The sequence below is a fragment of the Streptomyces sp. NBC_01224 genome (assembly GCF_036002945.1).
GTDB lineage: Bacteria > Actinomycetota > Actinomycetes > Streptomycetales > Streptomycetaceae > Streptomyces.
This window is the reverse complement of sequence record NZ_CP108529.1, coordinates 4,791,577-4,813,797: the sequence shown is the minus strand read 5'-3', so window position 1 is coordinate 4,813,797 and position 22,221 is coordinate 4,791,577. Positions and strand designations below refer to the sequence as shown.

Here is a 22,221-nt window from a genome sequence, read left to right as displayed (position 1 = left end):
ACCCCCCTCGTCGCCGTCTGACGGGTGGTGCCGACCGGCGCATCGGATGCCCCGGGCAAGGATAGGCAGAAGGGACAGGCAGAAAAGATCTTGTCGCGTCAGGACTGCGCAAAGGCCCCCGAACGCAGCTTCGGGGGCTGTGCGCTGTGGGCTGCGCGGCGGTTCAGGGACCGGCACCGGCCGGACGGGTCACGCGGCGGCCGGCATCGTCGCGCGCATGGCGGCGCGCGCGTGGGCCACCAGTGCCTCGGGGGTCAGGGTCGCCAGGGTGCGGCGGGTGTGGCCGATCAGGGCCTCGGCGGCATCGGTGAGCGCCTCCTCGTCGAGCGGCCGGCCGGGGATCGCGGCTCCGTCCGCGAGGAGAGCCTGCAGCAGGGCGTACAGGTTCGCGGTGCCCGCCTCGCGTACGGTCAACGAGAGATGCACGGACGGAGCGTCGCCCACGGCGTCCGCATGGTGCGCGAACCCCCTCGGTACGTACAGGACTTCGCCGGGTCGCAGGACGGTCTCCAGCAGCACCTCGCCCGGGTCGCCGTCCTCCCTGGCCGGTTCCCAGTTCCCGTCGGCCGGTCCGGCGTGGACGCGCCAGCGCTTCTCCCCGCTGATCTGGATCGCGAGGACGTCGGCGTCGTCGCGGTGGAGGGGGCGGCCCCGGGTGCCCGCGGGGGTGCGGAAGCAGAACGCCTCGACCTGACGGCCGAGTTGCTCGGCAAGGCCCGTGGTGAGCGCCCGTACGCCCTGGTGCCACTGGTCCACGTACCGCAGCAGTACGGTGGCCCGCTCCTCGTCGACCAGCCGGCGCACGAGTTCCGCGTCCGCGTAGTCCTCGACCACCTCACCGAGCACCACCCGGGGCGTGCAGAACCGCTCGGCGGGTACGTGGCTGTCCTCGTGAACGAGACCGATGTAGGGCACCTTGAGCAGCCCGGCGTCGAGCAGGCCGTCCAGTTCGGCGGTGTCCAGGAGGTCCACCGGGGGGTCGTCGGGGCGCAGCACGGCCGGTGCGCGACGCCAGTGCCTGGCGAAGAACTCCTGCTCGTCCCGGACACATCGCTTCAGCCAGTCCATCGTTGGTCTCACTCTCCGTCGGGTGCTCCGGCCGGTCAGGCCGTGGGGCGGCTGCTGTACGCGTGCAGGCGGGCGCTGTGCACGAGGGACTCGGCGCTCGCGCTGTCGAGCCTGTCGCGGAAGTGGTCGAGGAGGGCGGCGGCCGTCCCGGTCAGATCCGCGTCGTCGAGGGGGCGGGCGGGCAGGGCGAGGCCGGAGGCGAGCAGGGACTGCAGCTCCGCGCGCAGATGACCAGCGCCGGCCTCGCGCAGCGCGATCGTGAGGTGCAGCGAGGGGCCGTCCTCGGTGGCCTGCGCGGTGTGGGCGTAGCCGTTCGGGACGTACAGGACCTCGCCGGCCCGTACGACGGTGTCGAGCAGGACCGGGCCCGGGTCGTCCTCCCGTACGGGCTGCCAGCCCGCGTCGGTGGGGCCGCCGAACACCTGCCAGTGCTTGGCTCCGCTGAGCTGGAGCACGAGGATGTCGCCGTCGTCGCGGTGTACGGCGCCGAAGCGTCCGGGCTGCGAGTAGAAGCAGAACGCCTCGGCCAGCCGCCCGAGTTGCTCGGAGAGACCGGCGGTGAGCTGCCGGACCGGCGGGTACCAGTGGTTGACGTAGCGCAGTTGCAGGGTGGCCCGTTCCTCCCGGATCAGCGTCCGTACGCGCTCCGGGTCGAGCCAGCCTTCGAGATACCGCCCGGCCACCACGCGTGGCGGGCAGAAGGCCGCCTCCGGCACGGCGCCCGCCATCGTGAACAGTCCGGCGTAGGGCACTCTCAGGGCGCCCGAGTCGATGAGGTCGTCGAGGGCGGCGGGGGTGAGGATCTCGGTGGGCGGATCGTCCGGCCGCAGCACGACGGGCCCTTGGCGCCACTGCGTACTGAGGAACCGTTCCGCGTCGGAAACACAGCGTTCGAGCCAGTTCACGGCTCACTCTCCTTGCTCACGCTCCGGCTGCGGGGCCCGCCGGCCGGGTGGCCGGCGGGCCCCGTCAGGGCGCTGTCGGGGGTCGGATCCGAAGAGGACTACGGGAGTCGGACAGCTCCGGGGCCGGCCGGCCGCCCGGTCAGGTCACTGCCGGGGTCGGCCGGCTGCCGGGGTCGGGTGACTTCCGGAGTCGGATCGCTGCCGTTGTCGGACGGCTTCCGGAGTCGGATGACTGCCGTTGTCGGACGACTTCCGGAGTCGGATGACTCCCGGGATCAGATGACATCCGGGTAGCAGTCCCCGCAGCCCGCCTCGACGGAGTGGCTGGGCGCGGAGTCCGACGCGGCGAAGGCGCTCGGGGCGAACATCGAGCCGCCGATGACCGCGGCCGCGGCGACGCCGAGGGCGGCCTTGCGGGACAGGGTCAGGCCGGCCTTGGGCTGGGCGTCGGTCGGCTGCGCGGTGTTCTGCGAGAGGTTCATGAGATCTCCTGTGTCATCGGGCCGGCCCTGTGAGGCCGGCGTTCGTGCCCCGGGGGCGCTTCCCCTTGGCTGAGCTCCATCCTGGTTTCCGCGCGCCGTCGCCGACAGTGACGAGAGCCCGCTCCCGCATGCACGTGACCCGGGGTCCCGGGAGGGGCGGGCGCGCCGTGACACCACTGCCGGGCCCCTCGCCGGGAGCCCCCTCGTCAGGGCTCGACCCCGTCCGCCCCCGCCTGTGGTCCGTCGAGGCGGTCCAGGCCGCCCGGGAGGGGCGGGACAGCCGGATCGACAGCAGCACGAGGTCGCCCAAGCCCACGTCCCGGCGGAGCCGGCCGGCCTCGTGCGCGGCGTCGATCAGGGTTTCGACGGTGCTCGCGGTGCGGATGCGCACGCCGCACGGTGACCGAGGGCCGAGACGGCCAGGGGCGGCCGGCCGGGCCCGCCTCCCGTCCCCCTCCATCACGTACGCGGCCTGCGCACTCTCATCAGCGGCGACGGGGGGTCGGTCCGCGTCGGAGGTCTCGCGGCCGCCGATCCCGGAAGATCTCGTTCTCGTACCGATCGCTCCCCGCCGCAGCAACAGGCTCGTGCCGCTCGCGCCGCACGAGCGGCCCCGGTCTCCGCCCGTACGCGCGCTCGCGGACTCCGCGAACGAGCTCACAGCCCTCTCTCAGCTCCGTAAAGCCCCTGTACGGCCCTGAATATCCGTCATATGAAGTGGTCGGAGACCCTGGTGACGGTGGCGGGTGGGAGTGGCGACTCCGCCCGCGGATGTGAACATTCCGCGTCAAGAGTGCAACTGGCGTGTTGGTCTTGACATTTACCCAAGAGGCCGATGCTAAGATCATCTTACTTCCAGTGGGCTGACGGCATATGGGGGCATTCCGGGAGGGATGAATTCCTCGGCCCCACTTTCGGAGGGACCTTCCCTGCGCGGCGCAACCCGTGGCTCAACGAGTCCGGGCTGTACCGCGCATGAGGGAGCGTCAAGCCGTTTCCATAGCCATGGCACTTGAAGTGAGTCTCATGACATTTGCACAGGGCCCTCTCTTCTGGGCACTGGTTGTCGTAGCACTGGTCGCTGTGGGTGCCGTCCTGCGGGCTCGCAAGACCAACATCGGACTGCGCAGACAGAACGCCGACCTCCGGAGGGAACGCGACACGCTGCAACGGCAGCGGGATGAACTCCACCTCACCCACAGCGGCCTGCTGCACCGTCAGTCCGTCGAGCTGGCCGAGGTCCGCAAGGACGCCGAGGAGGAGACCAAGGCCGTCCTCAAGGCGGCCGTGCGCACCCTTCAGGGGCTCGCGGACGAGCAGCAGGTGGTCATCGAGAACGCCCAGAAGAAGTACGGCGACGACCCCAACATGCTCGCCGACCTGATGGCCATCGACCACGCCAACAGCCAGTTCGGGCGCCGCGCGCAGGGCATCGCGGTGCTGTGCGGCGGCTGGCTCGGGCGCAGGGAGACGGTCGCCTCCGTCTTCGACGTGGCCCGCAGCGCCCAGGGCCGTATCCGGCAGTTCGACCGGGTCCGGGTCAACGGCCAGGTCAACTTCTCCGTCGTCAGCAAGGCCGTGGAACCGGTGGCGGTGGTCCTCGCCGAGCTGCTGGCCAACGCCACCAACTACTCCGCGCCCGGCGCTCCGGTGGAGATCAACATCCAGGCCGTCCCGAAGGGCGTCTGCCTCATCGTCGACGACGCCGGTCTCGGCATGGGCCAGGAGGAGAAGGACCGCGCGGCGGCTCTCCTCGCGCCTCAGGCCGCGATCAGCGTCTCCAGTCTGGGCATTCCCCCACAGTTCGGGTTCGCCGTTTCCGGCGTGCTGGCCGCTCGCTACGGGTTCAAGGTCTCGGTGGACTCCGTATCCCCCTATGGAGGCGTACGCGCGGTGGTTCTCCTGCCCGACGAGCTTCTCACCGGCGATGCGCCAGCCCCCCCGGCGCCCCTTGCGGCCCCCGGTGGCCACGATGCGGATGTGTCGGCGCTCCCCCGCCGCCAGGCACCCACGCCGCCTCCGACTCCCCTGTTCCCCCCGGCCGCACAGCCGGCCCCCGCCCCGCAGCCGACGGGGTCTTTCACCACCGCAGGTGGCCTGCCCAAGCGTCGTCGCAAGAGCCCGGTGTCAGTAGTGCCGTCGGCCGAGCCCGGACCGGCGCGCAGCAACGAGGAGACCGCTTCCCGCCTGGGCGCGTTCCAGCGCGGAACACGGTCCGGGCGTGACACGACGACGATGGAAGGACCCGAGTTCCAGTGAACCCCGATCTGTCCTGGGTACTCAACGATGTGCTCCAGGTACCCGGCGCACGGCACGCGATCCTCGTCTCCGCCGACGGTCTGCTGCTGGCCAACTCCAGTGAGATCGGCCGGGACGACGCGGAGACCGTGGCGGCGGCGATGAGCTCCATGCAGTCGCTGAGCCGGGCCGTCGCCCCCTTCATCGGGGCCCGGACCCCCGGCCGCTGGCACCAGACGCTCCTCGAGTACGACCACGGCTGGATCTTCCTGATCGCTGCCGGTACCGGCGCCTATCTGGCGGCGGCCGCCGCGGCCGACGTGGACATGGAGGCCATGTCCTTCCGTATGCAGCAACAGGTCGCCGCGCTGGGGAAGGCGATGACCACACCTCCCCGCCAGAGCGCCGGAAGCGAAGCATGACGTCGCCGGGCGAGGAGCAGGCAGTCAGCAGCGGGTTCGTCCGGTCCTACGTCATCACCGGCGGGCGCGGCCTGCCCGATGCGCAGGGCCTCTCCCTCGTCACTCTGGTCACCATCGCACCCGAGCGGCAGCAGCCCCCGAACCCGAGCCCCGAGGTCCGGGCGATCTGGGAGCTGTGCTCCGGCGGCTATCTGTCGGTGGCCGAGGTCGCGGGCCATCTGGAGCTGCCCGTCGGAGTGGCACGGCTGCTGCTGAACGACTTAGCTGATCAGGGTCATCTGATGCGCCGCAAGGCGCCACCGCCGGCTCAGCTCGTTGACAGGAAGATCCTCGAAGAGGTGTTGCATGGACTACACGTCCGGTTCGGCTGAGAACATCTATGTGTCGGACGCGGTACAGCGTGCGGCGAAGATCCTCGTCGTCGGACACTTCGCCGTGGGCAAGACGACGCTCATCGGCACCCTCTCCGAGATCACTCCGCTGCGCACCGAGGAGAGGATGACGCAGGCCAGTGCCCACATCGACGATCTGCGGGGCGCGCCCGACAAGGTGACGACAACGGTCGCGCTGGACTTCGGCCGTCTGACGCTCAGCGACGAGCTGGTGCTGTACCTGTTCGGTACGCCGGGCCAGCAGCGCTTCGTCGAGCTGTGGGAGGACATGGCGCGGGGCTCGCTCGGCGCGCTGCTCCTCGTCGACCCGGCCCGTCTCGCCGACACCTTCCCGGTGATCGACCTCGTCGAGACGTACGGGCTGGAGTACGCGGTCGCGGTCAACAGCTTCGACCCGTACTCCCGGCATGCCGAGGAGGAGTTGCGCGAGGCTCTCGATCTGCTGCCGGACACCCCGGTCGTCTACTGCGACGCCCGGGACGAGAAGTCGTCCGCGCAGGCCCTGATCACTCTGGTCCAGCACCTTCTCGTGCGGGTGGCCTGACCTCTGCTCCATACGTCGGCACGGGGCCCGAGCCCCGCTTTCCGTCCACCGTCCGGGCCCTGCGAGGCCCGCGATCACACCGAGGAATCACACATGGACTCTCAGCCGGGAGCCACCCCGTACAGCGCCCCCACCGGGTGCCCGATGCACGGTGAGCGGCAGACATCGCTCTACGGGCCGGAGTTCGCGTCCGATCCGCAGCGTGTGTACGACGAGTTCCGGGCGCACGGGCTCGCTGCTCCGATCGAGCTGGCTCCCGGGGTGGAGGCCACCCTGATCGTGCAGCACGAGGCCGCGCTCCGGGTCCTGCAGAACCCCTCCTTCTTCGCCCGTGACTCACGGCGGTGGGCGGCGCTGCGGGAGGGCCGCGTACCGCTCGACAGTCCGGTGCTGCCCATGATGGCGTACCGGCCCAACTGCCTGTTCACGGACGGCACCGAGCATCTTCGCCTGCGCAAGGCGGTCACCGAGAGCCTCGGCCGCCTCAACACCACCCGGCTCAGCCGGGATGTCGAGCGCATCGCCGACTACCTCATCGACCAGTTCATCGAACGCGGCAGCGCCGACCTGCTGGGCGACTACGCCAAGCTTCTGCCGCTGCTGCTGTTCAACCAGCTCTTCGGCTGCCCCGGTGACATCGGCGACCGGCTGACCCGTGGCATGTCCGCGATCTTCGATGGCGAGGACGTACTGCGGGCCAACGCCGAGCTGACGGAGTGCCTGATGGAGCTCGTCGCCCTCAAGCGGCGGCAGCCCGGCGAGGACATCACGTCCTGGCTCATCCAGCACCCGGCGGGCCTGCGGGACGAGGAGCTCAAGGACCAGCTCGTCATGCTGATGGGCGCGGGCATCGAGCCGGAACGCAATCTCATCGCCAACGCACTGCTCCTCATGCTGTCCGACGACACCGGGGGTCCGCAGCGGCGAGGGACGGGGATGCTGGTCGAGGACGCCCTCGACGACGTGCTGTGGAACAACCCGCCGATCGCCAACTACGCGACGCACTACCCGGTCCAGGACGTCGACCTCGGCGGAGTGACGCTGAAGGCGAACACCCCCGTACTGATCAGTTTCGCCGCCGCGAACAGCGACCCCGCGCTCACCGATGCCCGCCAGACCCTGAGCAAGGGCGCCCATCTGGCCTGGGGGGCGGGCCCCCACGTCTGCCCGGCGAAGTCCCCCGCACAGCTCATCGCCCTCACCGCGATCGAGAAGATCCTCAACACGGTGCCGGACCTCACCCTCGCCGTGCCGGCCTCGGCGGTCGAATGGCGGCCGGGTCCGTTCCACCGGGCGCTGGTCTCCCTGCCGGTCCGGTTCAGCCCGAGTGCCGCGCGCCATGCGGCGACGGCCGCACCGTCGCCCGTTTCGTCCCGGATCGCCGCCTCCGAGGAGGCTCCCGCCGCGCGCTACGACCACGTGGAGCCGCAGAAGAAGACGAAGGGCTGGTGGAGTTCCTTCCTGGACGTCTTCCGCGTGTGACGGAGGGGCGGCACACGCGTTCTGGCGACTTGTACGTGTATCAGAGCGTCATGCGGGTCTGGCTCAGGGACTGTTCAGCATATGGCAAGGGGTCAACAAGGCATTTGCCTGTGACACGGGCAACAGAGAACGACGCATGGCACATATATGCGGAGGGGTAGGTTCTGGCCGTAACCATGGGCCCAGGACAAGGAACTCTGCGTGAGCGCAATATGTGGCACAGACAGGCCTACCACCGTCGACCGCCGTGCCCTCATTTCCCTCCTACGGCGCCTCAAATCGCCGGAGGGGCAGGCTGATCCCTACGCCCTCCTGGGCGAGCTGAGATCCATGGGTGATGTCGTACGCGCTCCCTGGAACGCGTACTTCGTCACCGGCTTCGACACATGCAGCGAGGTGCTGCGCGGCCGCAACTGGCTGGCACCGGACTTCGCCTGGCAGGAACGCCAGGCGGACACCGAGCGCTGGGACGCGGTCGCCACCCAGGAGATGACCAAGACGCTCTCGCGCCTCAACGCGCCGGAGCACACATGCCAGCGGCGGAGCCTCGGCAACCTCTTCGACCGCTCCACCATCCAGCGGCTGACCCCTCAGGTCGAGGAGGACGTCACCCGGCTTCTCGACGAGCTGGACGACAAACTGCGCTGGGGCGAGACCGACTTCGTCAGTACGGTCAGCGAGCAGCTCCCGATCAGCACCATCGGCTCCTGGCTGGGGATCCCGCCCGAGGACTACCCCCACATCCTGGAGATCACCCACAACCAGGTGCACGCCCAGGAGCTGCTGCCCACCAAGAGCGAGCTCGCCGTGTCCGCCGAGGCGACCGTTCATCTGCGCGCGTACTTCACCGACCTGGTGAAACAGCGCCGCGCGAACCCCGGCAACGATGTCCTGACCGGCTGGATACACACCTGGGACGCCATGGAACCCGACCGCGAGGCGGCGGACGAGATCCTCTACCGTCTCACCATGTTCGTCACCATCGCCTCTCTGGAGACCACCGCGACGCTGCTGTCGACCATGGTGGGACTGCTGCTGAGGGAGCCCGGCCGGTGGGCGTGGCTCGCGGAGCACCCCGGATACATCGACGCCGCCGTCGACGAGGCCCTCCGGTACGACCCGCCCATCCACATCAACACCCGGATCGCCGCCGACGACACGATCCTGGCGGGCGTGCCGATCGCGAAGGACAGCATGGTCCACGTCATGTACGGGGCCGCCAACCACGACCCCCGGCGCAACGAGGACCCGGATTCCTTCGACATCGAGCGCACCGGCACCCACCTCACCTTCGGGGGCGGTGTGCACTACTGCCTCGGCGCGGCCCTCGCCCGCCTTGAGGCACGTACGCTCCTGACCCAGCTCCTGAAACGTTTCCCCACCCTGCGCGCCGTCACGGGGCCCAGTTACGCGTCCCGTCTGGTCTTCAGGCGTGTGACCTCGCTGGGCGTGGCGATATGAAGCTCTCTCTCCCCGACTACCTGTCCCCGTACCGGCGGCCGAGCACGGTGCGCACCGTGCGCGAGGGCCCCGTCCTGCGCGTGGAGCTGAACCGCCCCGACACCGGCAACGCGGTCACCGAGGCGATGCTGGACGATCTGCTGACGGTCCTGGCCGTACCGGACCCCGACGTCCGGGTGCTGGTGCTCAGCGGTGCCGGGGACGACTTCTGCCTGGGCGGGGATCGGAACGAGTTCGCCGACTGGCTGGACCAGGATCCCACCGGGCGGGGCATCCGGATCGCGGGCGACAAGGCCCGCCGCGTCTGCGAGGCGATCTCCACCAGCCAGGCGGTCACCATCGCCAGGATCCAGGGCAAGGCGATCGGCGCGGGACTGGCGCTGGCCCTCGCCTGCGATCTGCGCGTCGGCGCCGACACCGCCGGTTTCCGGCTGCCGGAGCTGGCGCTCGGGCTGCCCACCGCCTGGGGCGGCGTGCTGCCCCGACTGATCCATGAGGTCGGCGCCGCTCGTGCGCGCGAACTCATCCTGACCGGACGCGCCTTCGACGCCGCCGAGGCGTACGAACTGTCGGTCCTCCAGCGCATCGTGCCCGCGGACGCCCTCGACGAGGCGGTCACCGCGTGGACCAAGCCCATCGTGCGCCGCCCCGAGGCCGCCCTGCGCGTCACGAAGGCACTGCTCAACTCGTACGCCGCCCCGACGCGGCTGGCCGATCCGTCCGTCCTGGACGCGGAGCTGATGGCCACCGTCGCGGCCGCGACCCGCCGGACCCGCGACGCCGGGGGGACCGGAGCGATGCGCTAGGCCCGGTACTCACGAGCCCCGACCGCACCCCTTCCATGACGCGGGTCACAGGAACCCTCCCCGGGGTGCCGGACAGCTGAGGGGGTTGAGCACAGATACGCGTACCCGGGACGGGCCGGGGAGCCGAGCGCGTTCGCGGAGCTTTTCGACAGCTACGCCCGCACGGTCTACAACCATGCGTTCCGGCTGACCGCCGACCGGGCGACGGCGCAGGACGTGATGGCCGCGACGTTCATGGAGGCCTGGCGGCTGCGCGCCAGGGTCGACCCCGCGGGCGGTTCACTGCGGCTCTGACTGCTGGGCATCGCCACCAACACCGCGCGCGGTGTGGTTGCCGAGGTCCGACGCGGGAGCCGGCAACGCCATACGGGGTGCGAGTGCGACTCCCGCACGCCGGGCGCCCAGGGCGCACAGCACGGCGAAGTCGCTCGCCACAGCCACCGGCCGGGGCACGGAGCCGCGGCCCCGGCCCGTGCCGCCACCGACGCCACCGCCCGCCACGGTCACGCGCCGTCATTCACGACCGCGGGAGTGGACCGGTGCGGATGGTTGCACAGCCTGCCAGTGACATCGGACACAGGGCTTTTCGTGGCTCAGGGCACTGGTTAGTAGATGCCGCCTCGCTGGCATGGTGCCGTTTGTCCGTCTTGGCGCAGATATGCGCGCGCGAGCTCCGTCAGCATGCGGCCCGCTCCTCGTTCTCGCCCGTTCGACGGGCGAGGGAGGGCTTCTGACGGCACAACAGCGCCTTTCCGAAGCGCGACGGCCGTCGCCAGCACGCTCATGCGCCCGTTTCAAGCGCCGTCCGGATCTACGGGCGGCGGTAGTACTTCCGCTTGTTGCCCCGCCCCGAATGCCGTTCCAAGAATGACGACCGCAAGGCGCCTGCGAGCCAGGGCGCGGGAGCGCGCGGAGCCGGCCGGAGCTGCTCCGCGACTATCGAGCGAGGTCACACGCATGAGGAAGCACCGCAGGAAGACGTCCTACCGGAAGATCACCGTTGCTGTCGTCGCCGTGGGAGCCGTGGGTGTGCCCTCCGCCGCCATGGCCTGTTTCGCCCCCCACGAGAAGCCGGCTGCGGAGGCGTGGCGGACCCACACCGCACACCGCACCGCACAGGGGGGCGCGCCGAAGCCCGCCGCACCCGCGAACGCACCGAAGCCCGCCGCATCCACAAGCACACCGAAACCCGCCGCTCCGGCGGCGTCCGGTGCCGCCGCCCGCATATTGACGCTCGTCAACGGCGAGCGCTCCAAGGCCGGTTGCTCGCCGCTGACCATGAACACGAAGCTGACGAAGGCCGCCCAGGACCACAGCGCGGACATGGCGTCCCACCGGAACATGTCCCACACCGGCTCCGACGGCTCGGCCCCGGGCGACCGGATCACGCGCGCCGGTTACCAGTGGAGTGCGTACGGCGAGAACGTCGCCTACGGCTACACCACCCCCGAGAGCGTCATGGCGGGCTGGATGGACAGTCCCGGCCACAAGCGCAACATCCTCGACTGCTCGTTCAAGGAGATCGGCGTGGGCCTCGCGCAGCCCGGCAACTACTGGACGCAGGACTTCGGAACGGCCCGATAGAGCTCCGGAAACGGTCCGATAATCAGCCCACTTCACCGCGACCGCGGTGAAGTGGGCCCAGACGCGTACGGAATTCTCGACCTCACTCCTGCGAGTCTGCAATGCACCAAGCGATCAAAAGTCTTCACTTATAGGGAAATGTCTGACACCCGTCATTGACAACAGGGAACGTTCCGATGCGGGTTTGCTCGTCGAAGCGTGGACCAGGTGCGGACCGCCGGAGGCGGCAAGAACATCGGAGGCCGGGCTACGTGCAGGTCGTTCACGAGTCAGACGCTTCCCGCAGCACCCTCTTGAAGCCGTTGGCACGCGAACATCGAGTATCGAGTGAGGTCACACACATGAGGAAGCACCACGCGAAGAGGTCCCGCCGACGGACGGCCATTGCTGTCGTCGCCTTGGGAGCCGTGGGAACCCTGGGCTTCGGGGAAACCGCAGAAGCCGCGGGTGCGCCCTCCACCGCCGCCTCGGCCGTCTTCGGCGCTCATGCGAAGGAATCCGCCCGCCTGCTGAAGCTCGTCAACAGCGCGCGCAGCGCGGTCGGTTGCTCGCCGCTGACGTTGAACGCGAAACTCACGAAGGCCGCCCGGAAGCACAGCGCGGACATGGCATCCCACCGGAACATGTCCCACACCGGCTCCGACGGCTCGGACCCGGGCGACCGGATCACGCACGCCGGATACGACCGGAGCGCGTACGGCGAGAACGTCGCCTACGGCTACACCACCCCCGAGAGCGTCATGGCGGGCTGGATGAACAGCCCCGGCCACAAGCGCAACATCCTCGACTGCTCGTTCAAGGAGATCGGCGTGGGCCTCGCGCAGCCCGGCAACTACTGGACGCAGGACTTCGGACAGCCCGACAGGCAATCGGCCGGGTAGGCGCCCCGCTCGGCAACCACCCCTCTCAGTCGCAGCCGGCCGACGCGATGGTCCCGGCCGGACAACCCGTACGCCGTCGTCGCGGGAGGCTGCATCGGCTCCGACCGGGCGGCGAACTCCTCGCTGCGTGTGCAGGCAACGGCCATGGCACGGCGTGCCCATGGCCGTGGTCTGCATCAGGCACTCGTACGCTACGGGGCGATCATGCCCGCACTTCCCGCGAGCGCCGGGGTCCGACCACGGCAAAGGGGGTGGGCCCCCGGGGTGGTGCGACACACCCGGAACATCCTGTTCAAGAGGTACGGCGCACACCCCGCGTACTGCATCGACAGTACGTACGACTGCATGCAGGCGGACGACGACGATGACGCCCCTGTTCACGAAGGATTGAGGCATTCCTCCGGCCCCGCCGTGCCCCGGCGCGGCCCAGGCACGGCCGGGCCTCGACGGGCTGGCGGCGACCGAGGAGATCTGCCGCGACGAGGCACTGCGGGAGACCCGCGTCCTCATCCTCACCACGTTCGAGATCGACGAGTACGTGGCCCGGGCCCTGCGCGCGGGCGCCAGCGGCTTCCTCGGCAAGGGCGTCGGCCCCGAGGAACTCCTGGAAGCGATTCGCGCGGTGGCCGCGGGCGACACCCTCCTGTCTCCCACCGCGACCCGGGCCCTCGTCACCCGCTACCTCGCCCGTCCGGAGGGCAGGATCTCCGCGCCGGCGTCCCTGGACGTCCTGACCGCCCGCGAGCGCGAGGTCATGGCGCAGGCCGCCGAAGGCCTGTCGAACGACGAGATCGCCGAGCGGATGCACGTCAGCCCGCTGACCGTGCGCACCCATGTCGGGCGGGCGATGACCAAGCTGGGAGCCAGGCACCGGGCCCAACTGGTCGCCATGGCCTACCAGTCGGGCCTGGTGCGCGTGGACCCGCCGCAGCCGGGGGACGGGCGCTGAGGGGGCGGGGGTCGGTTCAAGGGCATCGTCCCGCCCGGATCCCGCCCCCGCCCTCCGTCAAGCCCGCGTCAATACCTGTCCGGTCCACGCCAGGAACGCGTCAAGACATCCGGCACGGACGGCCGGGCGGGGCGGGCCGGACACATGCTGGAGTGGCCGGCCGGAGTGGCCGGCGTACCGGAGAAGCTATGAACCACAGCGAGGTGGATCATGGGATTCCCGCTTCGTGACCGCTTCGCACTGGCCGCGGCCCTGATCGGGCCCTTCCTGGCCGCACTGATGCTGTCGCTCTTCCGTACGAGTGTGTCGGGCACCGATCCGGCCCTGATCCTGGTCGTCGTCGTGGTGGCGGTCTCAGCCATCGGGAACCGCTGGGCCGGGGCCGTCGCGGCGCTGTCGTCCGCCGCATGGTTCGACTTCTTCCTCACCCCGCCGTACCAGCGGTTCAGCATCGCGAGCACCGACAACGTGGAGACGGCGGTCCTGCTCCTGGCCGTGGGCCTCGTGGTGTCGCAGCTGGCTGCCCGCGCCCGTCGCCTGCGGGTGATCACCGTGACCGATGCGGGCCACCTCGCCCGGATCCACGACACCGCCCTGCTCGTCCAGTCCGCGACCTCCCCCGACCTGGTGGTGGAGCAGGTCCGCCGGCAGCTCGTGGACGTACTGCGATTGCAGGGATGCCGTTTCGAGTACGGAAGCCTGCTGGGGCAGCCGCCGCGACTGGAGCAGGACGGCAGTGTCGTCGTGGGGCACCGTCGCTGGGACGTCGACCGCGACGGCTGGCCGGAGGGCGAGATGGAGCTCCGCGCCTCGGCGAGCGGCCACTACTCCGGCCGGTTCATGCTCCGGCCCCTTCCCGGAACCGTCCCGTCGTTGCAGGCGCGTCTCGTGGCGGTGACCCTCGCCGATCACGCCGGTGCGGCGCTCGACACCGCGGGTCCGGTCCTGGACCGCTGACATCACGGTCATGGCCCCGACCGGCATGCGCACACGTACGTACCGTGTACGCCACCGGGGTCGGCGGCCCCGATTCCAGCGCGCGGGCAGGCGGTCGGCTGGCTAGCGTGAAAAGCCGGACAACCCCACCGAGCACGAAGGAGTCGAAGTCATGGCTGTACACCCGGAGGGCACGCCGTGCTGGGCCGACGCGATGTTCCCCGACCTCGACAGAGCGAAGACCTTCTACGGTGATGTGCTCGGCTGGACGTTCGGCGAGTCCTCGTCCGAGTTCGGCGACTACACACAGGCGTACGCCGACGGCAAGGCGGTCGCCGCCGTCGTGCCCCCGATGCCCGGCCAGGAGGGACAGTCGGCCTGGTGTCTGTACCTCGCCTCGCCGGACGCCGCCGCCACCGCCGCGAAGATCCGCGAGAACGGCGGCGAGACGCTGATGGACCCCATGGAGGTGGGCGGGTTCGGCACGATGCTGCTGGCCCGCGACCCCAGCGGTGTCGTCTTCGGCGTGTGGCAGGCGGGCAGCCATGAGGGCTTCGAGTCCCAGGGCGTGCCCGGTGCGTTCTGCTGGGCCGAGGTCTTCACCCGGGAGCCCGAGAAGTCGGACGCCTTCTTCTCCGCCGTCTTCCCGTACAGCATGGTGAAGATGGAGGACGACGCCGTCGACTTCAGGATGTTCAACCTCGGCGACAGGACGGTCATGGGGCGGATGAAGATGGGCGACGAATTCCCGCCCGAGGTGCCGCCGCACATGAATGTGTACTTCACCGTCGCGGACTGCGACACGGCCGTGGCGAAGGCGACCGAGCGCGGTGCGATCCTGCGGTTCGGCCCGATGACCATGCCCTTCGGCCGCTTCGCCGCGCTGACGGACCCGCAGGGTGCGGCGTTCTCCGTGATCGACGTCAACACGACCGAGGGCGAGGTGCCCAAGACGTCCCCGGTGTCCTGACCGTTCCGGGACCATGCGTCCGTGCCCCGGCTCACCCCCCGGCGCGCGGCACCACCAGACCGGATTCGTACGCCGCGACCACCGCCTGGGTGCGGTCGCGCAGACCGAGTTTGTTCAGGATGCGGCTGACGTGGGTCTTGACCGTCTCCTCGCTGACGCTCAGCCGGGCGGCGATCTCCGGGTTGGACAGTCCCTCGGCGATCAGGCGCAGTACCTCCGTCTCACGCGGGGTGAGCGCGGTGACCGGGGCGGTGGGTACGGCAGGGGGCCTGCGACGCAGGCGGGCGAATTCGCCGATGAGGCGGCGGGTGACGGTGGGCGCGAGCAGGGCCTCGCCCGCGGCGACCACGCGTACCGCGTCGAACAGGCGCTCCGCGGTGACGTCCTTCAGCAGGAAGCCGCCCGCCCCGGCGGCCAGCGCGTCGTAGACGTGCTCGTCGAGGTCGAACGTGGTGAGGATGAGGATGCGCGGGCCGCCGCCGTCCGGGGCCGCGGCCCGGATCTGCGCGGTGGCATCGATGCCGTCCGTGCCCGGCATCCGGACGTCCATCAGCACGACGTCGGGGCGCTGTTCGGCGCAGACGCGTACGGCCTCCGCGCCGTCGGAGGCGGTACCGACCACCGTGAAGTCCGCCTGGGTGTCCAGGAGTCCGGCGAAACCGGCCCGTACCACCTCGTGGTCGTCCACGACGACGATCCGTGTGGTCGTCGCGGTCATCGCAGAGCCTCCTTCGTATCGGCGGGGAGTCGCACTTCGACGAGGAAGCCGCCGCCCGGCGCCGGGCCCGCACGCAGTTCGCCGCCCACCGCCGCGACGCGCTCGCGCATGCCGAGCAGGCCGTGACCGGAGGCCCGGGTGCCGGACCGGTCCGGTCCCGGGCCGTTGTCCCTGATGCGCAGGTCGAGGGTCTGCGGGGCGTAGCGCAGCTCGACGTCCACGGCCGCGCCGGGAGCGTGTCTGCGGGCGTTGGTGAGAGCTTCCTGGACGATCCGGTACGAGGTGAGTTCGATGCCCGGGTCGAGCGGGGCCACGGGGCCGCTGACGATCAGCCGGGTACTCGCGCCGCCGGCCGCGCGGGCCTCGTCCAGCAGCTCGTTGAGCTGGGTGAGGCCTGGCTGGGGCTTGCGGGTGACCGGTGGTGCGCCCGCGTCCTCGCGCAGTACGCCGAGCAGCCGGCGCATCTCCGTCAGCGCGGCGCGTGCCGTGTCGCCGATGTCCAGCAGCCGTTTCGCCCCGGTCTCCGGCATGCCCGGGGTGGTGAGGCGGGCGGTCTCCGCCTGGACGGAGATCATCGAGATGTGGTGGGCGACGACGTCGTGGAGCTCGCGGGCGATGCGGGCCCGTTCGCCGCGCGCCGCGTGTTCGAGGAGCGTGTTCGCGATGGCCCGTTCGGTGGCGTCGCGGGCCACCGCCTCGGCACGGGTGCGACGGCCGTTGCCGTCCGCGACCGCCGCCGCCGCGAGTACGGCGGCCGACACGGCGTACACGCGCAGTCCCCTGTCGTCGGGGTCGGCGAGTGCCACCGCGACGTACGGCAGCACGAGCAGCACGGCCAGGCGGCGGGAGCCGCGGCTGCCGAGGTGGTGCAGTACCAGCAGCTGGGCGACGAGCCCGGCGAGGGTCAGGTCCCGGTAGCCCGCAAGTGCCAGGAGACTGGCCGCGGTGACGGCGGTGGCCGCGGCGGCCGGGTGGACGCGCAGGAGCGCCAGCGGCACCGTGGTGCACAGGCCGAGCAGTATGGCGAGCGGCAGCGTGAGCGGAAGGTCCGACGGCCCGGCCGCGGCGCGGACGGCGCTCTCCACGGCCGCGAGCAGCCCGAGCGCCGCCGCGGCCACCGCCGGGCCGTCGGGCGAGGCGGCGATCCTCCGCGTCCTCCGCATGATTCCTTCGCTCATGCACGCCATTGTCACGGCGTCGGCGCCCATTGGCGTCCCCCTGCCCAGCCGTCCTCGCCATCCCCCACGCGGGGGATGCCGACAAGCCGCCGTCCCCCGCGCAAGGGGCGTTGAAGAGCGCTCCGTCGCGTGACGACCGCGGGCCTGCCGTCTCCCTAGCCTTCTGCACCATGGAAGCAACCGTGGCAGCAACCATCCAAGTCCGGGGACTGCGCAAACAATTCGGACAGACCGTCGCCGTCGACGACCTGTCCTTCACCGTGCACCCCGGCCAGGTCACCGGCTTCGTCGGACCCAACGGCGCGGGCAAGTCCACCACCATGCGCATGCTCCTCGGTCTGGACGCGCCCGACGCGGGCAGCGCCCTGATCGGCGGGCGGCCCTACGCGTCGCTGCGCCGACCGCTGACCGAGGTCGGGGCCCTGCTGGACGCGGCGGCCGTGCACCCGAGCCGGCGCGGCCGCGACCATCTGCTGTGGCTGGCGCACACGCACGGGCTGCCGGGCCGACGGGTGGACGAGGTGCTGGAGCAGGTCGGCCTCGCGACGGCCGCGCGGCGGCGGGCGGGCGCCTACTCGCTGGGCATGCGGCAGCGGCTGGGGATCGCGGCGGCGCTGCTCGGCGACCCGCCGGTGCTGCTGCTCGACGAACCGGTCAACGGGCTCGACCCGGAAGGCATCCGGTGGATCCGCGGCTTTCTGCGGGCGCTGGCCCGCGAGGGCCGCGCGGTGCTGGTCTCCAGTCATCTGATGAGCGAACTCCAGGACTCCGCCGACCATCTGGTGGTCATCGGCCGCGGCCGGCTCATCGCCGACACCCCCGTGGCCGAACTCCTGGCCGCCGCCTCCGGCGACCGGGTCGCGCTGCGCACCTCCGCACGTACGGACGCCATGTCGTTGCTGGCCCGGGAGGGCGGGACCGTCGCCGCCAACGGGCCGGACTCGCTGACCGTCACCGGCCTGCCCGCGGAACGGATCACCGCGCTGCTCGGCGCGGCCGGGGTGCCGTTCTCCGAAGTCGGCTCGGACCGGGCGACGCTGGAGGAGGCATACATGGAACTGACCCGGAACGCGGCGGAGTTCCGGGCCACGGAGGAGTTCCCGGCCGCCACCGCCCGCGACGGCGAGGAGTTGACCTCATGACCGCACCCACCGTCACCCCCTACCGATCCCCACTGCCGCCCGCCCGCGACGGATTCCCGCAGTTGCTGCACTCCGAGTGGACCAAGGCCCGCAGCGTGCGCCGGTGGAGCGTCACCCTGCTCGCCGCCGTCGTGATCACCGTCTTCGTCTCACTGCTCTCCGCCCTCAGCGGCAGCTTCGACGTCAACGGCAGTCCGCCGCCACCGCCGAAGGGCCCTGACGGCACCCCCGTCACCGACAGCTTCCCCTTCGTCCACCAGCAGCTGACCGGCGACGGCAGCATCACGGCCCGGGTGTCACCGCTCACCGGTCGCGAAGGGCTCATCGCACCCTGGGCCAAGGCCGGGGTCATCATCAAGGCGAGCACCGACGCGGGAGCGCCGTACGCGGCCGTCATGCTCACACCGGCCCACGGGGTCCGGCTCCAGTCGGACTTCACCCACGACACGCCAGGCAGCAGCGCCTCCGGCACCGAGCCGCGCTGGCTGCGGCTCACTCGCTCCGGCAGCGTACTCACCGCGTCCGAGTCGGCCGACGGCAAGAAGTGGACCGAGGTCGGCAGGGCCACCCCTGCCGGACTGCCAAAAACCGTCCAGGCGGGCCTTTTCACAGCCACGCCCGAACTCGTCACGGTGCAGAGGCACTTCGGCTCCGCATCCGTCGGCGGCGGTCCGTCCGAGGTCACCGCCTCCTTCGACCGGATCACGGTCGAGGGCGACCGGGGCACGGCCGACGACGGCAACCAGGGCGCGGTGGTCGACGGCGACCAGGGCACCGGCACCTGGCGCCAGGACCGGGTCGGTGCCGATCCCACCAGGGCCGCCGGGAGCCCGGACCGCTCGACGCAGACGTCCGGCGCCTGGACCCTGACCGGCTCCGGCGACATCGGCCCCCTGACCCCGGACGTCGATCTCACCCAACGGTCCCTCAGCGGGGCCCAGATCGGGCTGATCCCGCTTGCTGCGCTGGGGGTGCTGTTCATCACCACCGAATACCGGCGGGGCCTGATCCGCACGACGCTGACGGCGGGCCCGCGCCGGGGCCGGATGCTCGCCGCCAAGGCCCTCGTACTCGCGGGAATCGCCTTCCTGACCGGGCTGCTCGCCGCCGTGCTCTCCTTCCTGCTCGCCGAACCGGCACTGCGGAACAACAGACCCAACCCCGGGTCGTACCCCGAAGCGGCGCTCACCGACGGCCCGGTGCTGCGTGCCGTCCTCGGCACCGCCCTGCTGCTGGCCGCCGTCGCCGTGCTGGCCCTGGCCGTGGGCGCACTGCTGCGGAACACGGCCGCCGCGGTGACACTGATCGTGGTGGTGTTCGTACTGCCGATGGTCCTGCTCGCCGGGCTGCCCGTCGGCACGGCGCACTGGGTGATGAAGGTGACGCCGCTCGCCGGGTTCGCCGTGCAGCAGACGACACCGCGATACGACTTCGTGAGCACCGTCTGCCTGCCCGAGAACAGCTGCTACCCGCAGGGCCCATGGACCGGACTCGCGGTGCCGTGCGCGTACGCGGCTGTCGCCCTGGGCCTCGCCATGTGGCGGCTGCGCAGGCGGGACGTATGAGGGGCGCCCTGCACGCGGAGTGGACGAAGCTCCGTACTCTGCCCAGCACGTGGTGGCTGCTGCTCGCCGTCGCCGCACTCACGGTGGCGCTCGGCGCGGCGGCCACCGGCTCCGTCTCGACCGACCAGTGCCCGTCCCCGGCCGAGTGCCACGAGGACACGGTCAAGCTCTGCCTGACCGGTGTCTGGCTCGGCCAGGCGGCGGTCGCCGTTCTCGCGGTGCTGGCGATGAGCAGCGAGTACGGCACGGGCACCATACGCGTCACGCTGACGGCGGTGCCCGGCCGCGCCCGGGTCCTCGCCTCGAAGGCGACGGTCGTCACCGGGGCCGCCGTGGCGGCGGGCACACTCGCGGTCCTCGGCTCACTGCTGGCCGGCCGTCTCCTCCTCCCCGGCAACGGCTTCGGCACGGCCGCACTCTCCTTCACCGAGCCCCCGACCCTGCGTGCCGCCGCGGGCTCGGTGCTCTACCTGGCCCTGATCGCCCTGCTCTCCCTGGGGACGGCGACAGTTGTACGGGACACGGCCGGCGCGATCACGGCCGTGCTGGGCCTGCTGTACGCCTTTCCCGTGGTGGCGCTGATGGTCGCCGACGAGACCTGGCGGGAGCGCCTGCAGGAGTTCGCCCCCTCGTCGGCGGGCCTGGCGGTCCAGGCCACCCAGAACCTGGACGCCCTGCCGATCGCCCCCTGGCCGGGCCTCGGCGTTCTTGCGGCCTGGGCGGGAGCGGCGCTGCTGGCGGGGGCGGCGATGTTCCGGCTGCGGGACGGGTGAGGGGCGGGTGCCCCGGCTTCCTCACACCCCCAGCCGCTCCAGCAGAGCGGGAAGACCGGCGAAGGAGTCGATCACATGGTCCGGGGCGCCGTCGGCCGCCCGGTGTGTCTCGGGGAGGTACTTGCCGGTCCTGACGAGTACGCCGGTGAGCCCGGCGCGCTGGGCGGCCAGGACGTCGGACTCGATGTCGTCGCCGACCATCAGGGCGTGGGGCGCGGTGGCGCCGAGGTGTGCCAGGGCCGTGGCGAAGAACGACCCGGCGGGTTTGCCGGTGATCTCCGCCTCGACGCGGGCGGCTCGCTCCAGTCCCAGGAGGAAGGCGCCGGTGTCGAGGTCGAGCCCGGCGGCCGTGCGCCAGTACATGTTCCGGTGCATGGCGACGAGCCGGGCGCCGCGCTGCACATGGCGGAAGGCGCGGTTGAGCGCCGCGTAGGTGAAGGCGTCCCCGGCCCCGCCGAGGACGACGACATCCGGCGCCCCGCCATGAGCCGAACCGGACTCCTCCTCCTTGTCCTCGTCGACGAGTGTCACGCCCGTCAGATCGTCCCGGACGTCGCCGGTATTGATCAGCAGGCAGCGGGCTCCGGGATGGTGTTCCCGCAGATGAGCGGCGGTGACGGCGGGGGCGGTGAGAATGTCGTCGGCGGAGACGGGGAAGCCCTGGCCCACCAGTTTCTCGGCGATCGAAGCGCGGGTGCGGGAGGTGGTGTTGGTGACCAGCGCCAGCGGGAGACCCGCCTCGCGCAGCCGCTCCATGGCCGCCACGGTGCCGGGCAGCGCCTTCCAGGACACCGTGAGCACACCGTCGATGTCGATCAGGACCGCTCCGATTCGTCCCATGCAACCGACCCTGCCCGAGTTGCGCGGCCGCCGCACATGGAGTTGTTTCGAAGTAGGGAGCCAGGTGGGCTACGTGCCCACGTGGTCCCTCACTCTCCCCTGGTTGGGGGTGGACAACCGTGCTGTTCGCCGATCGCGAGGATGCGGGACAGCAGCTGGCCGAGGCGCTCCGGCATCTGGAGCGGGAGAACCCCGTCGTGCTGGGTCTGCCCCGCGGCGGAGTCCCGGTGGCCTTCCAGGTGGCGCAGATGCTCGGCGCCCAGCTCGATGTGATCGTGGTCCGCAAACTCGGCGTGCCGCACCACGAGGAAGTGGCGTTCGGCGCTATCGGCGAGGGCGGGGTGCGGGTCATCAACGAGGACGTCGTCAGCCACCTCTGGGCCGGGAAGCAGGATCTCGCGGCGGTCGAGCGGGTCGAGGCGGCGGAGCTCGTACGCCGGGCGCAGACCTACCGCGCGGGCAGGCCGCGGACGCCGCTCGAAGGCCGGACCGTCATCGTCGTGGACGACGGCGTCGCGACCGGCGCCACGGCCGAGGCCGCCTGCCAGGTGGTACGGGCGCAGAACCCGGCACGACTGCTGGCGGCCGTACCGGTGGCGCCGCCGGACGCGGTCGCCCGACTGCGGCAGTGCGCGGACGAGGTGGTGTGTCTGTCCACGCCGCGCCTGTTCTACGCCGTCGGCGAGTGGTACCGGGACTTCTCGCAGACCTCCGACGAGGAGGTCATCTCCCTGCTGACACAGGCCCGGTACACCGGACAGGTGCCGCCCGGCAGCGACTGAGCGGCCGACGGCCGGGCCGCCCCCGTCCGTGAAGCGGGCGGAGCGAAGGACGTCCGCGACTGCGCGGAGCCGCCCCGCACCGGGCGCCGCCCCGCGCAGTCCA

Annotated in this window: 21 protein-coding genes and 3 pseudogenes; 17 read left to right on the top strand and 7 right to left on the bottom strand. The window is 71.1% G+C overall.

Annotated features, from left to right (window positions below; genetic code table 11):
- Nucleotides 1–189: 189 nt before the first annotated feature.
- From OG609_RS21485 to OG609_RS21475, 3 genes are all read right to left on the bottom strand, one after another.
- A complete protein-coding gene (locus OG609_RS21485; RefSeq protein ID WP_327274296.1) occupies nucleotides 190–1,068 on the bottom strand; it encodes a JmjC domain-containing protein in 879 nt (292 codons plus the stop codon).
- 35 nt (nucleotides 1,069–1,103) lie between these two features.
- Entirely contained in the window at nucleotides 1,104–1,973 is an 870-nt protein-coding gene (locus OG609_RS21480) for a JmjC domain-containing protein (RefSeq protein WP_327274295.1), read from the bottom strand.
- Nucleotides 1,974–2,248: 275 nt separating this feature from the next.
- Nucleotides 2,249–2,455 (bottom strand): hypothetical protein, encoded by a 207-nt coding sequence (locus OG609_RS21475; RefSeq protein WP_266360070.1) that lies wholly within the window; start codon nucleotides 2,453–2,455, stop codon nucleotides 2,249–2,251.
- 1,026 nt (nucleotides 2,456–3,481) lie between these two features.
- On the opposite strand from OG609_RS21475, the gene OG609_RS21470 reads away from it, so the two are divergent.
- The 8 genes and pseudogenes from OG609_RS21470 to OG609_RS21435 all read left to right on the top strand — a co-directional run.
- Nucleotides 3,482–4,714, top strand: coding sequence for an ATP-binding protein (locus OG609_RS21470; RefSeq protein ID WP_327274294.1), 1,233 nt, complete (start codon nucleotides 3,482–3,484; stop codon nucleotides 4,712–4,714).
- Nucleotides 4,711–5,115: a roadblock/LC7 domain-containing protein gene (locus OG609_RS21465; RefSeq protein WP_327274293.1), complete on the top strand. Its 405-nt coding sequence runs from the start codon at nucleotides 4,711–4,713 to the stop codon at nucleotides 5,113–5,115. Before OG609_RS21470 ends, OG609_RS21465 begins: the two co-directional genes overlap by 4 nt.
- A complete protein-coding gene (locus tag OG609_RS21460) occupies nucleotides 5,112–5,486 on the top strand; it encodes a DUF742 domain-containing protein (protein WP_327274292.1) in 375 nt (124 codons plus the stop codon). The genes OG609_RS21465 and OG609_RS21460 overlap by 4 nt, the downstream gene beginning before the upstream one ends.
- Nucleotides 5,461–6,051 (top strand): GTP-binding protein, encoded by a 591-nt coding sequence (locus OG609_RS21455; RefSeq protein WP_327274291.1) that lies wholly within the window; start codon nucleotides 5,461–5,463, stop codon nucleotides 6,049–6,051. The genes OG609_RS21460 and OG609_RS21455 overlap by 26 nt, the downstream gene beginning before the upstream one ends.
- Nucleotides 6,052–6,144: 93 nt before the next feature.
- Nucleotides 6,145–7,533 (top strand): cytochrome P450, encoded by a 1,389-nt coding sequence (locus OG609_RS21450; protein WP_327274290.1) that lies wholly within the window; start codon nucleotides 6,145–6,147, stop codon nucleotides 7,531–7,533.
- Between the two features lie 330 nt (nucleotides 7,534–7,863).
- On the top strand, nucleotides 7,864–8,994 hold the full coding sequence (locus OG609_RS21445; protein ID WP_327274289.1) for a cytochrome P450: 1,131 nt from the start codon (nucleotides 7,864–7,866) through the stop codon (nucleotides 8,992–8,994).
- On the top strand, nucleotides 8,991–9,800 hold the full coding sequence (locus OG609_RS21440) for an enoyl-CoA hydratase/isomerase family protein (protein ID WP_327274288.1): 810 nt from the start codon (nucleotides 8,991–8,993) through the stop codon (nucleotides 9,798–9,800). The genes OG609_RS21445 and OG609_RS21440 overlap by 4 nt, the downstream gene beginning before the upstream one ends.
- A gap of 85 nt (nucleotides 9,801–9,885) precedes the next feature.
- A pseudogene (locus OG609_RS21435) lies at nucleotides 9,886–10,091 on the top strand (RNA polymerase sigma factor); the annotation flags it as partial.
- On the opposite strand, the gene OG609_RS21430 reads toward OG609_RS21435, so the two are convergent.
- Nucleotides 10,080–10,307: a hypothetical protein gene (locus OG609_RS21430; RefSeq protein WP_327274287.1), complete on the bottom strand. Its 228-nt coding sequence runs from the start codon at nucleotides 10,305–10,307 to the stop codon at nucleotides 10,080–10,082. The pseudogene OG609_RS21435 and the gene OG609_RS21430 sit on opposite strands and share 12 nt — an antisense overlap.
- A 450-nt stretch (nucleotides 10,308–10,757) precedes the next feature.
- On the opposite strand from OG609_RS21430, the gene OG609_RS21425 reads away from it, so the two are divergent.
- The 5 genes and pseudogenes from OG609_RS21425 to OG609_RS21405 all read left to right on the top strand — a co-directional run bounded on the left by OG609_RS21425 (nucleotide 10,758) and on the right by OG609_RS21405 (nucleotide 15,120).
- Nucleotides 10,758–11,384: a CAP domain-containing protein gene (locus tag OG609_RS21425; protein WP_327274286.1), complete on the top strand. Its 627-nt coding sequence runs from the start codon at nucleotides 10,758–10,760 to the stop codon at nucleotides 11,382–11,384.
- Between the two features lie 341 nt (nucleotides 11,385–11,725).
- Nucleotides 11,726–12,265: a CAP domain-containing protein gene (locus tag OG609_RS21420; RefSeq protein WP_382899416.1), complete on the top strand. Its 540-nt coding sequence runs from the start codon at nucleotides 11,726–11,728 to the stop codon at nucleotides 12,263–12,265.
- A 436-nt stretch (nucleotides 12,266–12,701) separates the two neighbouring features.
- A pseudogene (locus OG609_RS21415) lies at nucleotides 12,702–13,214 on the top strand (LuxR C-terminal-related transcriptional regulator); the annotation flags it as partial.
- A 210-nt stretch (nucleotides 13,215–13,424) separates the two neighbouring features.
- Nucleotides 13,425–14,171, top strand: coding sequence for a DUF4118 domain-containing protein (locus OG609_RS21410; RefSeq protein ID WP_327274285.1), 747 nt, complete (start codon nucleotides 13,425–13,427; stop codon nucleotides 14,169–14,171).
- Between the two features lie 151 nt (nucleotides 14,172–14,322).
- Complete coding sequence (locus tag OG609_RS21405; protein WP_327274284.1) at nucleotides 14,323–15,120, top strand: VOC family protein; 798 nt, start codon at nucleotides 14,323–14,325, stop codon at nucleotides 15,118–15,120.
- 31 nt (nucleotides 15,121–15,151) lie between these two features.
- Here OG609_RS21405 and OG609_RS21400 read toward each other — a convergent pair whose 3' ends face one another.
- Both OG609_RS21400 and OG609_RS21395 read right to left on the bottom strand, forming a co-directional pair.
- Nucleotides 15,152–15,838, bottom strand: coding sequence for a response regulator transcription factor (locus tag OG609_RS21400; RefSeq protein WP_327274283.1), 687 nt, complete (start codon nucleotides 15,836–15,838; stop codon nucleotides 15,152–15,154).
- Nucleotides 15,835–17,016: a sensor histidine kinase gene (locus OG609_RS21395; protein WP_327274282.1), complete on the bottom strand. Its 1,182-nt coding sequence runs from the start codon at nucleotides 17,014–17,016 to the stop codon at nucleotides 15,835–15,837. The genes OG609_RS21400 and OG609_RS21395 overlap by 4 nt, the downstream gene beginning before the upstream one ends.
- A 170-nt stretch (nucleotides 17,017–17,186) precedes the next feature.
- Here OG609_RS21395 and OG609_RS21390 point away from each other — a divergent pair, with 170 nt between their 5' ends.
- From OG609_RS21390 to OG609_RS21380, 3 genes are read left to right on the top strand one after another with little or no spacing between them, the layout of a single operon-like run.
- Nucleotides 17,187–18,158: an ABC transporter ATP-binding protein gene (locus tag OG609_RS21390; RefSeq protein WP_442817988.1), complete on the top strand. Its 972-nt coding sequence runs from the start codon at nucleotides 17,187–17,189 to the stop codon at nucleotides 18,156–18,158.
- Entirely contained in the window at nucleotides 18,155–19,723 is a 1,569-nt protein-coding gene (locus tag OG609_RS21385) for an ABC transporter permease (RefSeq protein WP_327274280.1), read from the top strand. The genes OG609_RS21390 and OG609_RS21385 overlap by 4 nt, the downstream gene beginning before the upstream one ends.
- Nucleotides 19,720–20,496, top strand: a complete 777-nt coding sequence (locus OG609_RS21380) for an ABC transporter permease (protein ID WP_327274279.1) — start codon at nucleotides 19,720–19,722, stop codon at nucleotides 20,494–20,496. The genes OG609_RS21385 and OG609_RS21380 overlap by 4 nt, the downstream gene beginning before the upstream one ends.
- A 21-nt stretch (nucleotides 20,497–20,517) precedes the next feature.
- Here the strand turns inward: OG609_RS21380 and OG609_RS21375 are convergent, their stop codons facing one another.
- Nucleotides 20,518–21,336 (bottom strand): HAD-IIA family hydrolase, encoded by an 819-nt coding sequence (locus tag OG609_RS21375; protein WP_327274278.1) that lies wholly within the window; start codon nucleotides 21,334–21,336, stop codon nucleotides 20,518–20,520.
- A gap of 119 nt (nucleotides 21,337–21,455) precedes the next feature.
- Here OG609_RS21375 and OG609_RS21370 point away from each other — a divergent pair.
- Nucleotides 21,456–22,082: pseudogene (locus OG609_RS21370) on the top strand (phosphoribosyltransferase); the annotation flags it as partial.
- Between the last annotated feature and the right edge of the window lie 139 nt (nucleotides 22,083–22,221).

Bases quoted from the DNA above. Each gene is read 5' to 3' on its own strand.
- OG609_RS21445 (WP_327274289.1), top strand. From the start codon at position 7,864: ATGGGTGATGTCGTACGCGCTCCCTGGAACGCGTACTTCGTCACCGGC.
- OG609_RS21455 (WP_327274291.1), top strand. From the start codon at position 5,461: ATGGACTACACGTCCGGTTCGGCTGAGAACATCTATGTGTCGGACGCG.
- OG609_RS21405 (WP_327274284.1), top strand. From the start codon at position 14,323: ATGGCTGTACACCCGGAGGGCACGCCGTGCTGGGCCGACGCGATGTTC.
- OG609_RS21470 (WP_327274294.1), top strand. From the start codon at position 3,482: ATGACATTTGCACAGGGCCCTCTCTTCTGGGCACTGGTTGTCGTAGCA.
- OG609_RS21410 (WP_327274285.1), top strand. From the start codon at position 13,425: ATGGGATTCCCGCTTCGTGACCGCTTCGCACTGGCCGCGGCCCTGATC.
- OG609_RS21375 (WP_327274278.1), bottom strand. From the start codon at position 21,336: ATGGGACGAATCGGAGCGGTCCTGATCGACATCGACGGTGTGCTCACG.
- OG609_RS21385 (WP_327274280.1), top strand. From the start codon at position 18,155: ATGACCGCACCCACCGTCACCCCCTACCGATCCCCACTGCCGCCCGCC.
- OG609_RS21475 (WP_266360070.1), bottom strand. From the start codon at position 2,455: ATGAACCTCTCGCAGAACACCGCGCAGCCGACCGACGCCCAGCCCAAG.
- OG609_RS21485 (WP_327274296.1), bottom strand. From the start codon at position 1,068: ATGGACTGGCTGAAGCGATGTGTCCGGGACGAGCAGGAGTTCTTCGCC.
- OG609_RS21390 (WP_442817988.1), top strand. From the start codon at position 17,187: ATGGAAGCAACCGTGGCAGCAACCATCCAAGTCCGGGGACTGCGCAAA.
- OG609_RS21440 (WP_327274288.1), top strand. From the start codon at position 8,991: ATGAAGCTCTCTCTCCCCGACTACCTGTCCCCGTACCGGCGGCCGAGC.
- OG609_RS21460 (WP_327274292.1), top strand. From the start codon at position 5,112: ATGACGTCGCCGGGCGAGGAGCAGGCAGTCAGCAGCGGGTTCGTCCGG.
- OG609_RS21420 (WP_382899416.1), top strand. From the start codon at position 11,726: ATGAGGAAGCACCACGCGAAGAGGTCCCGCCGACGGACGGCCATTGCT.
- OG609_RS21380 (WP_327274279.1), top strand. From the start codon at position 19,720: ATGAGGGGCGCCCTGCACGCGGAGTGGACGAAGCTCCGTACTCTGCCC.
- OG609_RS21450 (WP_327274290.1), top strand. From the start codon at position 6,145: ATGGACTCTCAGCCGGGAGCCACCCCGTACAGCGCCCCCACCGGGTGC.
- OG609_RS21425 (WP_327274286.1), top strand. From the start codon at position 10,758: ATGAGGAAGCACCGCAGGAAGACGTCCTACCGGAAGATCACCGTTGCT.
- OG609_RS21395 (WP_327274282.1), bottom strand. From the start codon at position 17,016: ATGAGCGAAGGAATCATGCGGAGGACGCGGAGGATCGCCGCCTCGCCC.
- OG609_RS21400 (WP_327274283.1), bottom strand. From the start codon at position 15,838: ATGACCGCGACGACCACACGGATCGTCGTCGTGGACGACCACGAGGTG.